This is a genomic window from Methylocella sp. CPCC 101449 (assembly GCF_031921685.1).
Lineage (GTDB): Bacteria > Pseudomonadota > Alphaproteobacteria > Rhizobiales > Beijerinckiaceae > Terripilifer.
In genome coordinates, this window is record NZ_JAPDHU010000001.1 from 827692 (window position 1) to 842237 (window position 14546).

11 protein-coding genes are annotated in these 14546 nt (G+C 63.3%); 8 read left to right on the forward strand and 3 right to left on the reverse strand.

Translation table 11 applies throughout. From position 1 onward, the window contains the following. Window positions 1–74: 74 nt before the first annotated feature. Together OIM99_RS03685 and OIM99_RS03690 are read left to right on the forward strand one after the other, a co-directional pair. On the forward strand, window positions 75–1601 hold the full coding sequence (locus OIM99_RS03685; RefSeq protein ID WP_311848974.1) for an amidohydrolase: 1527 nt from the start codon (window positions 75–77) through the stop codon (window positions 1599–1601). A gap of 94 nt (window positions 1602–1695) precedes the next feature. Then, window positions 1696–2046: a DUF1428 family protein gene (locus OIM99_RS03690; protein WP_311848975.1), complete on the forward strand. Its 351-nt coding sequence runs from the start codon at window positions 1696–1698 to the stop codon at window positions 2044–2046. A 182-nt stretch (window positions 2047–2228) separates the two neighbouring features. Here OIM99_RS03690 and eno read toward each other — a convergent pair whose 3' ends face one another. Further along, window positions 2229–3554 carry a phosphopyruvate hydratase gene (gene eno / locus OIM99_RS03695; RefSeq protein WP_311848976.1) on the reverse strand — a complete coding sequence of 442 codons (1326 nt, stop codon included), beginning with the start codon at window positions 3552–3554 and terminating at the stop codon, window positions 2229–2231. Between the two features lie 211 nt (window positions 3555–3765). On the opposite strand from eno, the gene OIM99_RS03700 reads away from it, so the two are divergent. Beyond that, window positions 3766–4644 (forward strand): LysR substrate-binding domain-containing protein, encoded by an 879-nt coding sequence (locus OIM99_RS03700; RefSeq protein WP_311848977.1) that lies wholly within the window; start codon window positions 3766–3768, stop codon window positions 4642–4644. A 101-nt stretch (window positions 4645–4745) separates the two neighbouring features. On the opposite strand, the gene OIM99_RS03705 is transcribed toward OIM99_RS03700, so the two are convergent. After that, complete coding sequence (locus tag OIM99_RS03705; protein ID WP_311848978.1) at window positions 4746–5540, reverse strand: ion channel; 795 nt, start codon at window positions 5538–5540, stop codon at window positions 4746–4748. 44 nt (window positions 5541–5584) lie between these two features. After that, entirely contained in the window at window positions 5585–6586 is a 1002-nt protein-coding gene (locus OIM99_RS03710) for a tripartite tricarboxylate transporter substrate binding protein (protein ID WP_311848979.1), read from the reverse strand. 150 nt (window positions 6587–6736) lie between these two features. Between OIM99_RS03710 and mepA the strand changes: the two genes are divergently transcribed. From mepA to folB, 5 genes are all read left to right on the forward strand, one after another. Then, on the forward strand, window positions 6737–7687 hold the full coding sequence (gene mepA / locus OIM99_RS03715; protein ID WP_409371464.1) for a penicillin-insensitive murein endopeptidase: 951 nt from the start codon (window positions 6737–6739) through the stop codon (window positions 7685–7687). A 144-nt stretch (window positions 7688–7831) separates the two neighbouring features. Beyond that, window positions 7832–11941 carry a Pls/PosA family non-ribosomal peptide synthetase gene (locus tag OIM99_RS03720; RefSeq protein WP_311848980.1) on the forward strand — a complete coding sequence of 1370 codons (4110 nt, stop codon included), beginning with the start codon at window positions 7832–7834 and terminating at the stop codon, window positions 11939–11941. 86 nt (window positions 11942–12027) lie between these two features. Continuing rightward, entirely contained in the window at window positions 12028–13152 is a 1125-nt protein-coding gene (gene aroC, locus OIM99_RS03725) for a chorismate synthase (RefSeq protein WP_311848981.1), read from the forward strand. 224 nt (window positions 13153–13376) lie between these two features. Continuing rightward, window positions 13377–14159, forward strand: a complete 783-nt coding sequence (folP, locus tag OIM99_RS03730) for a dihydropteroate synthase (protein WP_409371498.1) — start codon at window positions 13377–13379, stop codon at window positions 14157–14159. Continuing rightward, window positions 14156–14542 carry a dihydroneopterin aldolase gene (gene folB / locus OIM99_RS03735; protein WP_311848983.1) on the forward strand — a complete coding sequence of 129 codons (387 nt, stop codon included), beginning with the start codon at window positions 14156–14158 and terminating at the stop codon, window positions 14540–14542. The genes folP and folB overlap by 4 nt, the downstream gene beginning before the upstream one ends. The last annotated feature ends 4 nt before the right edge of the window (window positions 14543–14546 follow it).

Sequence of the window (14546 nt, forward strand, 5' to 3'; positions counted from 1 at the left end):
ATGCAAGATGGCGATTGCAATCCCTCGTTCCGCCACTAGTCTGCCCTAGGGGATCGTTCAAAGGAGCTGACGCCATGCGCCGTAAAACCCGTTTGCTGGATACGCTGCTGATGACTTGCGCATTGAGCTGCGCCGTCGCGGCTTTCACACCGGCATCGGCCGACGAGCGCAAGGACGCGGCGTTCAAGATCATCGACAAGAACGCCAAGCAGATCGCCGACATCGGCGACGCGGTGTTTTTCTTCGCCGAACCCGGCATGCAGGAATTCGAGAGCACCAAGCTGCTGAAGGGCACACTGGAAGCGGCCGGTTTCACCGTGGAACTCGGCGGCGCCGGCATGCCGACCAATCTCTGGGCGAAATGGGGCAGCGGCAAGCCGACCATTCTGATCGCCAGCGAGATCGACGCCTTGCCGGAAGGCTCGCAAACACCGGGCTCCATTCCGCGCAAGCCGCTGGTATCAGGCGCACCGGGCCATATGGAGGGCCATAATACCCACGCCGGCGTGACGCTGGGCGCGATGTACGCACTCAAGAAGGTGATGGAACAATATAAGCTGCCGGGCACGATCATGCTGTCGCTCGGCCCCGCCGAGGAACAGCTCGCAAGCCGCCCCTTCCTGGTGCGCGCCGGCTATCTGAAAGATGTCGATGCCGGGCTGATCGTCCATATCGGCGATAACTTCTCCACCGGCTGGGGGCTGCAGAACTATGCGGCGATCAGCGCCATCTTCACCTTCCACGGCAAGACCGCGCATGGCGCGATGAACCCCTGGGACGGCAGGGACGCGGTCGATGCGGTCGAACTGATGGACATCGGCTTCGACAAGCTGCGCGAACATCTGCGTCCGACCTATCGCGCCCATCGCACCATCATGAACGGCGGCATCCAGCCTAACATCATTCCAGATCTCGGCCGTATCTGGTGGTTCGTGCGCGACGCTTCGGCCAAGGCCGCCCAGGACAATTTCGACAAGCTGGTGAAGATCGGCGAAGGCGCGGCGCTGATGACCGGTACGACGATGGACCCGCCCGATGTCATCGCCTCGGCCTGGCCGTCGCTCGGCAACCGGCCGCTGAGCGAAGCGCTGCGCAAGAATATGGAGGCGGTCGGCCTGCCGAAATGGAGCGAGGAGGAGGTCACCTTCGCCAAGGAATTCCAGAAGGCCAACAACCAGCGCGAGGTCGGCCTCAACACCGAACTGCCGCCGTCCGGTCCGCGCCCGCAGGGCTTCGCTTCCAACGATATCGGCGACTACACCTGGAACGTGCCCTTCGGCCTGATGACCTTCCCCGGCAGCGTGCCCGGCATCGGCTATCACGCTTGGCCGGCGGCGGTGACGCCGACCAGCACCATGACCCACAAGGGCATGGTCGCCGCCGCCAAGGTAATGGCAGCGACGGCGCTCGACATGCTGACCTCGCCGGAGCTCATACAAAAAGCCAAGGAGGGTTTGGCCCAGGACACCAAGGAGACGAAATATTTCTCGCTCCTGCCTGACAGCGCCAAGCCGCAAACCGATCTCAACAAAGAGGTGATGGACCGGTTGCGGCCGGAAATGACCAAATTTTACCTGAAGGTCACGCCGCGCTTCGAATAGCGAAAATTTTTTCCGTCACGCTGTCGGCATTCTCCTGCTTCAAACGTTCTTGCAACATACGTTCTTGCAACGAGGCAATCAGCAGGAGGATGCCATGTACGTTGATGGATTTGTCGTCGCGGTCCCCAAGGCCAATATCGAAGCCTACAAGGAGATGTCGACGCTCGCCGGAAAAATCTGGATGGAGAACGGCGCCAAACAATATGTTGAGTGCATCGGCGACGACGTGCCCTACGGCAAACTCACCTCCTTCCCGCGCGCCGTCCAGGCTACCGAGGAAGAAACGGTGGTATTTTCCTGGATCGTCTATGAGTCCCGCGAGCAACGCGATGCCATCAATGCCAAGGTGATGGCCGACCCGCGCCTGGCGCCCGGCATGGAAAGCCCGCCGTTCGACGCCAAGCGCATGATTTACGGCGGGTTCACGACCCTGTTGCAGTTTTAAGCCGATACCTTCGTGTCATTCCCGACGCGCCGCAGGCGCGAGCGGGAAGCCAGGGGCGAGTGGTAGAGTGTTCAGAGCGTTGAATCTCTGCAAACGCGCAGCATTCTACCGCGCGCCCCTGGTTCCCGGATCACTTGCTGCGCAAGTGTCCGGGATGACACCAAGAGTTGCGCTACAGCCTGTTAGAGTGCTTCGGCTGCCAGGACGCTTTCGCCGGAAAACCGATGCGAAAGATTGACATTAAACGCATCGCGCCCGGCATAAACCGCATTGCCGCCCAGCTCGCGTTCGATGCGCATCAGTCGATTGTATTTGGCGGTGCGATCGGAGCGCGACAGCGAGCCCGTCTTGATCTGCCCGCAATTGGTCGCGACGGCGAGATCGGCGATGGTCGTATCTTCCGTCTCGCCCGAGCGATGCGACATCACCACCGTATATCCGCGTTGCTGCGCATATGCGACGGTGCGCAGGGTTTCGCTCAGCGTGCCAATCTGGTTGACCTTGACGAGGATGGAATTGGCTATGCCTTGGCGCATGCCCTCCTGAAGCAGATCAAGATTGGTGCAGAACACGTCGTCGCCGGTGAGCTGGCAGGTCTTGCCCAAAGTCTCGGTGATCAGCTTCCAGCCGCGCACGTCGCCTTCGGCCATCGGGTCTTCGATGGAGATGATCGGATAGGTCCGCACCAGATCGACGAGATATTCAGCGTGTTCCTCGATGCTGCGGACCACGCCTTCGCCGCGATAATGATAGGCGCCATCCTCGAAGAATTCGGACGATGCGGGATCAAGCACGATCGCCACGTCCCGGCCTGGCGCATAGCCTGACTTCACGATGGCTTCGGTGACCATGTCCAGCGCTTCCTTGGCGCATCGAACATTCGGCGCGAAACCGCCTTCGTCGCCGACATTGGTCTGATGTCCCGCCCGCGACAGACCGCCTTTCAAAGTGTGGAAGATTTCGCTGCCGATGCGCACCGCCTCGCGAAAACTGGGCGCGCGCAAGGGCATGACCATGAATTCCTGGAAATCGAGGGGGTTATCGGCATGGGCGCCGCCATTGATGACGTTCATGCCGGGCGCCGGCAGCAGCCGGGCATTGGCGCCGCCGAGATAGCGATAGAGCGGCAAGCGCGCCGAGGCGGCTGCGGCCTTGGCGGTCGCCAGCGAGACGCCGAGCAGCGCATTGGCGCCGAGCCGGCTCTTATTGGGCGTGCCGTCGAGATCGATCATGATCTGGTCGATCTGGCTCTGGCAGAAAGCGTCGGCGCCGCGCAAGGCCGCGAAAACTTCGCCATTCACCGCCACCACGGCCTGCTGCACGCCCTTGCCATGGTAGCGGTTGCCGCCGTCGCGCAGTTCGTGCGCTTCGTGCAGGCCGGTGGATGCCCCGGAAGGCACGGCCGCCTGCCCCACCGAACCATCGGCCAGCACGACATCCACCTCGACGGTCGGATTGCCGCGGCTATCGAGAATTTCGTTCGCCTCAATCTGCGTAATCGCGGTCACTTCAGGTCTCTCCTTGCAAAAGGGCGCTGAAACCGGGCGACATATGTGATTCATTTGCACAAATGACAGCCCTGCTCCGCCGAGCGGAGCATGCCGCCCGCCGCAAAAGCATTGGATTTCAGCCTTTATGCAGTTTGCTCTATGGCAATCGGGCGATTTTTGATAACGAGTTCGGCTGTCAGATATGTGAGTTAAATTCACGGATTTTGATGTGTCGCGCCGCCTGCCGCCGCTGTTCTCCTTGCGCGCCTTCGAGGCCGCTGCACGGCTTGGCTCGATCACCCGCGCCGCCGATGAGCTGGGGCGTACCCATGGGGCCATCAGCCGGCAAATTCGCGCGCTCCAGGATCACGCCGGCCTGGCACTGTTCGACAAGGCCGGAACCGGCATCAAGCTGAACCCGCATGGCGAGAAACTGCGCGAAGTGGTAGCGGGCGCGCTCGCGTCCCTGGAACAGGGCTGGGCGCGGGTGCTGGAGGAGGCGCAGGGGCAAAGCCTGCATGTGGCGTGCAGCGCCACCTTCGCCATGCGCTGGCTGGTGCCGCATCTTGCCGGCTTCTATCGCCAGCATCCCGACGTGCGCATCCGCCTGTCGATGACGTCAGCCCAGGAAATCCGCAATCAGGGCGCGGATCTGGTGCTGGCCTGGGATCGCCTATCCTATCCGGCGCAAGATCAGGCGCAGGCGATCCGCATCGCTGATGTCGCTTTCGGCCCCGTCTGCGCGCCCGGCTATAACTTCAAGGTCAAAGGCCATCATCTGACCTGCACCACCTGGATCGTGCACGACTATACCCAACGCGCGTGGACGGTGTGGCAGGAGAACAGCGGTTTCACCGTCTCGCACGACGCGGAGCTGCGCTTTCCGCATACGCATTTGTGCATCGAAGCGGCCTTGTCCGGATTGGGCGTCGCCTTGGTGGAAAGCCGAATGGTCGATGAAGATTTGGCGGCCGGCCGCTTGATCGCGCCCTGCGGCTTCGTGGCATTCGAGGATGGTCTGGCGATCGTGCCGACCTCCGATCGCGCCACTTCACCCGCGGCGAAAGCCTTCATCGCCTGGATCACGCAAGAGTTGTCGAACGGATAGCGCAAATCACGTTTCGATAGAAACGTGATTTTACTTAAGTCTCCTGTTTTGACGCGTCTTCTTTGCTTTTGATGGAATCATCAAAAGCAGAAACGCTACGCTCAATCGCCCGGATCGGGAATTTTCAGAATGTGGCCGCAGGCCTTGCAATGAACGGCGTCGGGATCATGCCGCTGCAAGGCGCATTGCGGACAGGGGAAATGCACCTTCGCCGGGCGGAAGATCGATTGCGCCAGGCGCACGAATAGCGAAATGCCGATGATCATCGTGGCGATCGAAGTGAGCTTGCCCCAGACACCCGGCAGAACGATGTCGCCGAAGCCCGTGGTGGTCACCGTAGCGACGGTGAAATAGAGAGCATCGACATAGCCGTTCAAGCCGCCGACCGCGCGAAAGAAGAACGTGTAGACGAAGCCGGTGATGATGAAGAGAAAGGTCAGCAGATTGATCACGGCCTGACCGGTCGCGCGCCATTCGCGCCAGCCGATCTCTTCGAACGGACGCCAGAGAAAACCGCTGCGCGACAGCGACCACAAGCGCAGAATGCGTAGGAAACCGAGATTGGCAAATGTCGTCGGCAACAGCAGCGTCGCCAGGATGAAGATATCGACCCAGACGGTCGGCTGGCGCAGCCAGCGCACGATATCCGTCGAAGCGAGAATGCGAGCGATGATATCGGCGGCCAGCAGGGCTGCGATGGAATAATCGAGCCAGAGAAAGGCTGGCTCGTCCTGCAGCACGGGCGAAGCAATGAAGAAGGCTATGATTGCCAGATCGACGAGAATGACGGCGAGCTGAAAGCGCACCGCCGCCGGCGAGCGTCCGTGATAGAGCTTGCGCAAGAGATCGCGCAGGCGTTTCAGTCCGGTGTCGGGCTCGGATGCAGCATCGACCATGATTCATGACCTAGCGAGACCGATGCGCACCGTAAAGCGTAAACTCAAAAGGTTCCCGCAATACCGGCCTTACGGATGACCTCGCCCCAGCGGGCCGTCTCATCGGCGATATATTTGCGCAGGTCTTCTACCGAGCGGTTTGGCACTGGCAACATGCCGGCATTGAGCAATTGCCCGGCCGCGTCGGGCGCTGCCAGCAGACGGGTCAATTCGTCATGCAGTTTGTCGACGATCGGCCGTGGCGTGGCGGCCGGCGCCGCCAACATGAACCAGCCAGAGGCGTCGAAGCCGGGAACCGTATCGGCCAGCGGCGGCACGTCCTTCAGCACATCGATGCGTCGCGCCACGCTGACGGCGAGCGGGCGCACCAGATTGCCTTGAATGGCGCCGAGCACCGGACCGAGATCGACCATCATCAACGGCACGTGGCCGGCAGCGACATCGTTCAGCGCCGGCAGGCTGCCTTTATAGGGCACCATGGTCATGTGTATGCCGGCCATGCCGCTCAACATCTCGATGTAGAGATGATGCGGCACGCCGGGCCCCGACGACGCATAGTTGATCTGGCCGGGGCGTGCTTTCACATAGTCGATCAGCTCGGCCACCGATTTGACCGGCAGCGACGGATTGACCACCAGGACGAAAGGCGTTGCCGCCGCCAATGCCAGCGGCACGAAATCCTTGGCCGGATCATAAGGCAGTTTCTTGTAGAGCGTCGGATTGGCGGAGAGGTTGGAAACCGAAGCCAGCAGCAAGGTGTAGCCGTCCGGTTCGGCGCGCGCCGCCGCCTGGGCGCCAACGACGCTGCCGGCGCCTGGCCTGTTCTCGACGATGAAGGGCTTGCCCCAGGCCTGCTCGAGTTTCTGGGCGATGAGACGCGCCAGAATGTCGGTGCCGCCGCCCGGCGCGAAGGGCACGATGAGGGTGACCGGGCGTTCCGGATAATGGGCGGCGGGATTGGACGGTGTTTGTGCTGTGACCGGCCCGGCAAACGCCATCAGGCCGATGGTCGCGAGCGCGCCATAGACTTTCATGCCCTTGAACATGGGCTCCTCCCTGTGCCGTTTGTCATGCGCAACGGCTGGGTGGAGGATGAGAGGCAGTTCCCTCACCCGTCAAGCCGGGGCGGCGGATGCTTAACCAAGCGTAAACATATCGGCTCGCAAGTTGTCCCTCTCCGGGACGCATGAGAATCAATGATGGGCAAAATGATCGACGGGTTGAAGCAGGGCAGACGGGCGTGCGGACTTGCGGCCGCCATCATGGCCGGCATTTTCGCCGCCGAGGCGCGGGGCCAGGATCAAGGCACTCTCAATCCGCAGCCGCTGCCGCCGCTGGCCCATCCGAACAGCCCGTCGACCCCCGCCAAGGAACTCTTCGGCCGCAAGACCGATCCGGCCCCGATGGCCGTCCGCTCGATCGGCTTCTATTCCAAGGGCTGCCTGGCCGGCGGCACCGCTTTGCCCGTCAACGGCGACGCCTGGCAGGTGATGCGCCTGTCGCGCAACCGCAATTGGGGCCACCCGGCGCTGGTGACCCTGCTGGAACGAATCGCCCGGCAGGCGCAGCGCGAAGGCGTGTGGAACGGCCTCCTGGTCGGCGACATGTCGCAGCCGCGCGGCGGGCCGATGCGCACCGGCCATGCCTCGCATCAGATCGGTCTCGATGCCGACATCTGGCTAACCCCGATGCCGGACCGGACCTTGACCCGCGCCGAGCGCGAGCAGATGTCCGCCGTCGATATGGTGCGGTCGGACAAGCTCGACGTGAACGCCAGCTTTTCTCAGCGACAGGTGGAACTCATCCGCATCGCCGCCCAGCAGCGCGACGTCGAGCGGATTTTCGTCAATGCCGCCATCAAGAAAGCTATGTGTCGTATGGCGACAGGAAATCGTTCCTGGCTGGCCAAGGTGCGCCCCTATTACCAGCACAATTACCATTTCCACGTCCGGATGACCTGCCCGGCCGGCGTCGAGGGCTGTACGCCGCAGGATCCGCCGCCGTCAGGGGACGGCTGCGACCAGCTCGACTGGTGGTTTTCCGACGCGGTTTTGCATCCCAAGCCCAATCCGAACTGGAAACCGCGCCCGCCGCTCACCATGGCGCAGCTTCCGGACGCCTGCCGGGCGGTGTTGAACGCAAAGTAACGACTTTTCTTGCATTGTTCTTCTTTGCATTGTCCTGGCGCCCATCCCGTGCCAAACCGCCCATTCATGAGCGGTTCAGCCCGTTGATCGCAAGCCAATGAGCGGCCCAGTGATCGGCGCCGGATGTTCGGCTGGGAAAGGACTATGGATATGGAAAATGCACCACGGCCGAGCGATGAGCTCGCCCTTGATGCAGAACGTGCGCCGCGACCTGACGGCGCGGTCTCCGCTGCCGAGCTGGTCCCGGCGGCCGCGACGACTGCCGTATTTTCCGTGACCCGTGGTCCTGTCCGTCCTGATCTCCTGCACGATGAACTGCTCGGCGAATTGTTCGCCGCGTCGGCACATCAACATCCGACCCGCACCTGTCTGATCGCCGACGGCGTCAAGCTGACCTATCGCGACGTCGATCGCGCCGCCGAGCGGCTGGCGCGCGGCCTGTTGCACCATGGCGCCAAGCCTGGCGCGGTGATCGGCCTGTGGATGGGCCGCGGCGCCGATCTCCTGATCGCGCAGATCGCCATCGCGCGCACGGGCGCAGCCTTCCTGCCCTTCGATGCGGACGTGCCGGCCGAGCGCGTCGCCGAATGTCTCGCCGACTGTAACGCCGTCGCTCTGTTCACCGATCCAGATCGCAAGGCGCGCATCGCCGGTCTTGCCGCCGGCGCCATCGCAAATCCCGTTTCTTGTCCGGCCCTCACCTCGGCGCAGGTCGGCAGCGACGAGACGGCGGAAATCGTCAGCGCGCGGGCGCTCGGCTGCACGCCGGATGATCCTGCCTATCTGATCTATACGTCGGGTTCGACCGGCAAGCCGAAAGGCATCGTCGTCACCCAGCGCAACATCTGCCATTACCTGCGCTCGGCCAACGAAATCTACGGCCTGACCGCCGACGACGTGGTGTTCCAGGGCGCTTCCGTCGCCTTCGACCTGTCGATGGAAGAAATCTGGATTCCCTATCTCGTCGGTGCGACCCTGTTCGTCGCCACGCCGCAGATCATGGGCGAAACGGAACGGCTTCCTGATCTGATGGAAGTCAATGGCATTACCGTGCTCGACACGGTGCCGACCCTGCTTGCCATGCTGCCGCGCGACATCAACACGCTGCGCATCATCATCCTGGGCGGCGAAGCCTGCCCGCCCATCATCGCCGAGCGCTGGTGCAAACCGGGCCGCCGCGTCTTCAACTCCTACGGCCCGACCGAAACGACCGTGGTGGCGACCATAGCCGAAGTGCAGGCCGGCACGCCCGTCACCATCGGCAAGCCGATCCCGAACTACACCTGCTACGTGGTCGACGACGAATTGCTGCTCGTGCCGCCGGGTGTCGAAGGCGAATTATTGATCGGCGGCCCGGGCGTCGCGCGCGGCTATCTCAACCGCGACGAGCTGACGGCGGAAAAATTCATCGCCAATCCGTTCGACGGCAATGGCGCCGATCCGCGGCTCTATCGCTCGGGCGATGCGGTTCTGCTCGACGAGCAGGGCGAGATCGTCTTTCGCGGCCGCATCGACGACCAGGTGAAAATTCGCGGCTTCCGCGTCGAGCTTGGCGAGATTGAAGCGAAACTCGTCCATCGCGACGAGATCGCCCAGGCCGCCGTGGTGTTGCAAAACCATGACGGCGTCGATCAGCTCATCGCCTTCATCGTGCCGGAACGCGGCGCGACGATCGAGGCGAAGGTGCTGCGGCAGGATCTCCAGCGGGTGCTGCCCGCCTATATGATCCCGTCGCGCTTCGAAGTGCTGGGCGAACTGCCGCGCCTGCCCTCCGGCAAGGCCGATCGCAATCGCCTGAAGAAGATCGAACTGGCGCCGCTCGCCGTCGCCCCCAACGAACAAGAAGAGCCGACGACGCCGACCGAGGCGATCCTGCTCGATGCGGCGCGCGAAGTGCTGCCGCCGCAACCGATCGGCTTTGAAGCCGACTTCTTCACCGATCTCGGCGGCCATTCGCTGCTGGCGGCGAAATTCATCTCGGTCGTGCGCCGTTCGCCGCAACTGGCCTCGATCACCCTGCAAGACGTCTATGCGGCGCGCAGCCTGCGCGCCATGGGCCAGATTCTCGACGAGCGCGCCAGCACGGCACCGCCGGCGAAAGATCTGGCGTTCGAGCCGACGCCGGTGCTGCGGCGCTTCTTCTGCGGCCTGGCGCAGGCTTGCGTTCTGCCCTTCATCCTGGCGGTGACCACGGCGCAGTGGCTTGGCGTGTTCGTCAGCTACATGCTGCTGACCAGCGCCAGCGCCACCCTGTTCGAGGAAGTCTTTTCGCTGCTCGCGGTCTATGCCTGCATCAACGTGGCGACGGTCTTCCTCGCCATCGCCATCAAATGGCTGGTGCTGGGGCGCACCAAACCGGGGCGCTATCCGCTCTGGGGCGCCTATTATTTCCGCTGGTGGGTGGCGCAGCGCTTCCTGGCGCTGACCCATATGAAATATTTCCAAAGCTCGCCGGTGATGCGCTTCTATCTGCGAGCGCTGGGCGCGCGCGTCGGCGATGATGCGATCATCGCGGAAACCGACATTGGCGCACCGGATCTGCTGACCATCGGCGATGGCTGCAGCATCGGCGGCAAAGTGAAATTCGCCAATGCCCGCGTCGAGGGCAACGAACTGATCATCGGGACGATCGAGATCGGCAAGGACGCCTATATCGGTACATCCTGCGTCATCGAAGACAACGTCAAGATCGGCGCGCATGCAGAACTGCACGATCTCACCGCCATCGCGGCGGGTACTGAGATCGGCGAAGCGGAAATCTGGGACGGTTCGCCGGGACGGCGCACCGGCTCGGTCAATGTCGCGGCGTTGGACACGCCGCCTGAGGCCAGCGCGCTGCGTCGCGGCAGTTTTGGCGTTCTCTACGTCATCCTGCTGACCCTGATCCCGCCGCTTGGCTTGTTGCCGATCTTCCCGGCCTTCTGGCTGTTCGACCGGATCGACGAATGGGTGATGCCGGGCTCCGGCGACCGCCTCGCCTATCTGGCCTCGATCCCGATCATGGCCTGGCCGACGGCCTTCGTCATGGTGCTCGTCACCGTGGCGCTGATCGCCGCGTTCCGCTGGATCATCCTGCCGCGCGTACGCGAAGGCAGCTATTCGGTGCATTCCGGCTTCTATTTCCGCAAATGGACCGTGGCGCTCGCCACCGAAGTGACGCTGGAAACCCTGTCGTCGCTCTACGCCACCATCTACATGCGCAACTGGTATCGCCTGATGGGCGCGAAGATCGGCAAGGACGCGGAAATCTCCACCAATCTGTCGGGCCGCTACGATCTCGTCGAGATCGGCGAAAAATGCTTCATCGCCGACGAAGTGGTGCTGGGCGACGAGGACACGCGGCGCGGCTGGATGACCTTGCGCAAAGTGCGCACCGGCGCGCGCGTCTTCGTCGGCAACGATGCGGTGGTGCCCGTCGGCGCCGACATCCCGACCGGCGCGCTGATCGGCATCAAATCGAAACCGCCCAAGAACGAAGACATGGAGGCCGGCGGCACGTGGTTCGGCTCGCCGCCGATCCGCCTGCCCGTGCGCCAGCGCTTCGACACCGGTTCCAACTGGACCTACGAACCGCCCAAGTGGAAGAAATTCGCCCGCGCCGTCTTCGAGGCGGTGCATATCTCGCTGCCGACCATGCTGTTCATCACCTTCGGCACCTGGGCCGTGGAAGTGCTGGGACCGGCGCTGGAAGCGCGCGACTGGTTCCTGATGGGCGTGCTGTTCATCGCCTGCTCGATCGCCATTTCCTGCGCCATGATGGGTGTGGTCATCGCCGTTAAATGGCTGACCATGGGCACCTATCGCCCGGCCACCATGCCGATGTGGTCGTGGTGGGCGATGCGCACGGAAGCGGTGGCGGTGATGTATTGGGGCCTCGGCGCGCGCGTGCTGCTCGATCATATGCGCGGCACGCCGTTCCTGCCCTGGACCCTGCGGCTGCTCGGCGCCAAATTCGGCAAGGGCGTGTGGATGGATTCCACCGACATCACCGAATTCGACTGCGTCAAGGTCGGCGACCATTGCGCCATCAATGCGCTGTCGGCTTTGCAGACCCATCTCTACGAGGACCGGGTGATGAAAGTGGGCCGGGTGGAACTGGCCCCGGCCGTGACCGTCGGCGCCGGTTCGACCGTGCTCTACGATACCAAGGTCGACGCTTTCGCCCGGCTGGGGCCGCTCACCATCGTCATGAAGGGCGAGCAGATTCCGGGCAACTCGTCCTGGATGGGCGCGCCGGCGGTGCGGACGGCCTGAAAATTCGCTCGAAAACCCAGTGATACAGCCGGGGTTTGACCCCGGTTGCGTCCCTGCTACAACGCCCGCGTTCAGCCAGGCGCGCCATGTCACATAATACGTTCGGTCATCTTTTCCGCTTCACGAGCTTTGGCGAAAGCCACGGGCCGCTGATCGGCTGCGTCGTCGACGGCTGCCCGCCGTTGATCGAACTGACCGAGGCCGACCTGCAGGGCTATCTCGATAAGCGCCGGCCCGGCCAATCGCGCTTCACCACCCAGCGGCAGGAGCCGGACCAAGTGCGCATCGTCTCGGGTGTCATGACCGAGGAAGCGACCGGCCGGCAGCTCACCACCGGCACACCGATCGGCCTGATCATCGACAATGTCGACCAGCGCTCGAAGGACTATGGCGAAATCCGCCAGCAATACCGGCCGGGCCATGCCGATTTTCCCTATGACGCCAAATATGGCATCCGCGACTATCGCGGCGGCGGCCGTTCCTCGGCGCGCGAAACGGCGATGCGCGTGGCCGCCGGCGGCATCGCCCGCAAGGTTCTCGAGGGCGTACGCATTCGCGGCGCTCTGGTGCAGATGGGTCCGCACAAGATCGATCGTCAGCGCTGGGACTGGAATGCCGTCGACGACAATGCCTTCTTCTGCCCCGATCCGCAGGCCGCCCGCGAATGGGAGACCTATCTCGACGGCGTGCGCAAGGCCGGCTCCTCCTGCGGCGCCGTGATCGAGGTCGTGGCTGAGGGCGTGCCGCCCGGCTGGGGCGCGCCGATCTACGGCAAGCTCGACGCGGAACTCGTCTCGGCCTTCATGTCGATCAATGCGGTGAAGGGTGTCGAGATCGGCGAAGGCATGGCGGCGGCGGCGCTGTCGGGCGAAGACAATGCCGATGAAATGCGCACCGGCAATACCGGCCTGCCGCATTTCGTCTCCAATCATGCCGGCGGCATTCTCGGCGGCATTTCGACGGGCCAGCCGATCGTCGCGCGCTTCGCGGTGAAGCCAACCTCCTCGATCCTGACCGAGCGCCGCTCCGTCGACCGCTTCGGCGCCGAAGTCGACATCCGCACCAAGGGCCGCCACGATCCCTGCGTCGGCATTCGCGCCGTGCCCGTCGGCGAAGCGATGATGGCCATCGTGCTGGCGGATGCCTTCCTGCGCCATCGCGGCCAGACGGGCGCGCCGGCAACGCGTTGGCCTTTCCCCCGTCCCGCGTGAGGGAACCCATGTTCGAGAAATATCTCTATGCATTGGGGAAAGGCGTTCGCAGCGTCCGGCGCACGCTGGATGAAGAAGCGCGCAAGGAAGCCGTCGCCGATCCGAACGCGCCACGCGACGTGACACCCGACGACACCAGCGTTGCTGAACCGGCTGCGACCGTTGACGTGTCGTCCGTCGTTCCGGCCCGCACGCCGTTGCGGCTCAGCCATCGCGCGCTCGTTATGGGCATCGTCAATGTGACGCCGGATTCCTTCTCCGACGGCGGCCGCTACCTCGACCATGCCGCCGCTGTGGCGCATGGCGAGCAGCTTGCCGCTGAGGGCGCCGACATTCTCGACATCGGCGGCGAATCGACCAGGCCCGGCGCCGCCACCGTGACGCTGGACGAAGAGATCGCGCGGGTCGTTCCGGTCGTGCGGACGTTGTCGGCGCGCACCCGCCTGCCGATTTCCATCGACACGATGAAAGCGAAAGTCGCCGCCGCCGCCATCGAGGCCGGCGCCACCATCGTCAACGACGTGTGGGGTTTTCAATTCGATCCTGATATCGCCAAGGTCAGCGCCGATGCGGGGGTGCATTGCGTGCTGATGCACAACCGCCGGCAGGACGACGCCAGCATCGACATGTTCGCCGAGGTGAAGGATTTCCTGTCACGCTCGATCGACATCGCGCTCAAGGCCGGCGTCAACAGGGACAAGATTTTCATCGATCCGGGCATCGGCTTCGGCAAGACCCACGATCAAAGCTTCGAACTGGTGCGCCGCCTCGCCGAACTGAAACAGGCACTGGGCTTTCCGCTGCTGCTCGGCATCTCGCGCAAGCGCTTCATCGGCTTCGCCACGACGCGCACCATCGCGTCAGAACGGATGATCGGCAGCGTGGCCGCCGACGTTTATGGTGCCTTTAATGGCGCCGATATCGTGCGCGTGCACGACGTGGCGGCTCATGTGGAAGCCTTCGCCGTCTTGAACGCCATCCTGGGCAAAGGAACAGAACGCCGATGAGCTTGCCGGGCAAAGTGATTATCGAACAGCTCGAACTGCACGCCTATCATGGCTGGCACAAGCACGAGAAAGAGTTCGGCCAGGCCTTCGCCATCGACATCGAATTCGAAGTCGATATGGCGATTGAGGCCGCCAGCGACCAGTTGCAGGATGCGCTGGACTATGACGCCATCGTCAACACCGTGCGCCGGCTGTTCGTCGAATCCCATTACAAACTGGTGGAAGCCGCCGCCGCCGCCCTGGCCAGCGGCCTGCTCGATCAGTTTGCGCGCGTCGATGCGGTGCATCTGCGCATCCGCAAGCTGAAGCCACCGATCCCCGAGCGCATCGGCGCGGTCGGCGTCGATCTGCGCATGACGCGCGATCAATTGAAAAGCCGTTGAACGC

Excerpts from the sequence above, each read along its gene's own strand:
- OIM99_RS03685 (WP_311848974.1), top strand. The coding sequence starts at position 75 with ATGCGCCGTAAAACCCGTTTGCTGGATACGCTGCTGATGACTTGCGCA.
- aroC (WP_311848981.1), top strand. The coding sequence starts at position 12,028 with ATGTCACATAATACGTTCGGTCATCTTTTCCGCTTCACGAGCTTTGGC.
- OIM99_RS03705 (WP_311848978.1), bottom strand. The coding sequence starts at position 5,540 with ATGGTCGATGCTGCATCCGAGCCCGACACCGGACTGAAACGCCTGCGC.
- OIM99_RS03710 (WP_311848979.1), bottom strand. The coding sequence starts at position 6,586 with ATGTTCAAGGGCATGAAAGTCTATGGCGCGCTCGCGACCATCGGCCTG.
- OIM99_RS03690 (WP_311848975.1), top strand. The coding sequence starts at position 1,696 with ATGTACGTTGATGGATTTGTCGTCGCGGTCCCCAAGGCCAATATCGAA.
- OIM99_RS03720 (WP_311848980.1), top strand. The coding sequence starts at position 7,832 with ATGGATATGGAAAATGCACCACGGCCGAGCGATGAGCTCGCCCTTGAT.
- folB (WP_311848983.1), top strand. The coding sequence starts at position 14,156 with ATGAGCTTGCCGGGCAAAGTGATTATCGAACAGCTCGAACTGCACGCC.
- mepA (WP_409371464.1), top strand. The coding sequence starts at position 6,737 with ATGATGGGCAAAATGATCGACGGGTTGAAGCAGGGCAGACGGGCGTGC.
- folP (WP_409371498.1), top strand. The coding sequence starts at position 13,377 with ATGGGCATCGTCAATGTGACGCCGGATTCCTTCTCCGACGGCGGCCGC.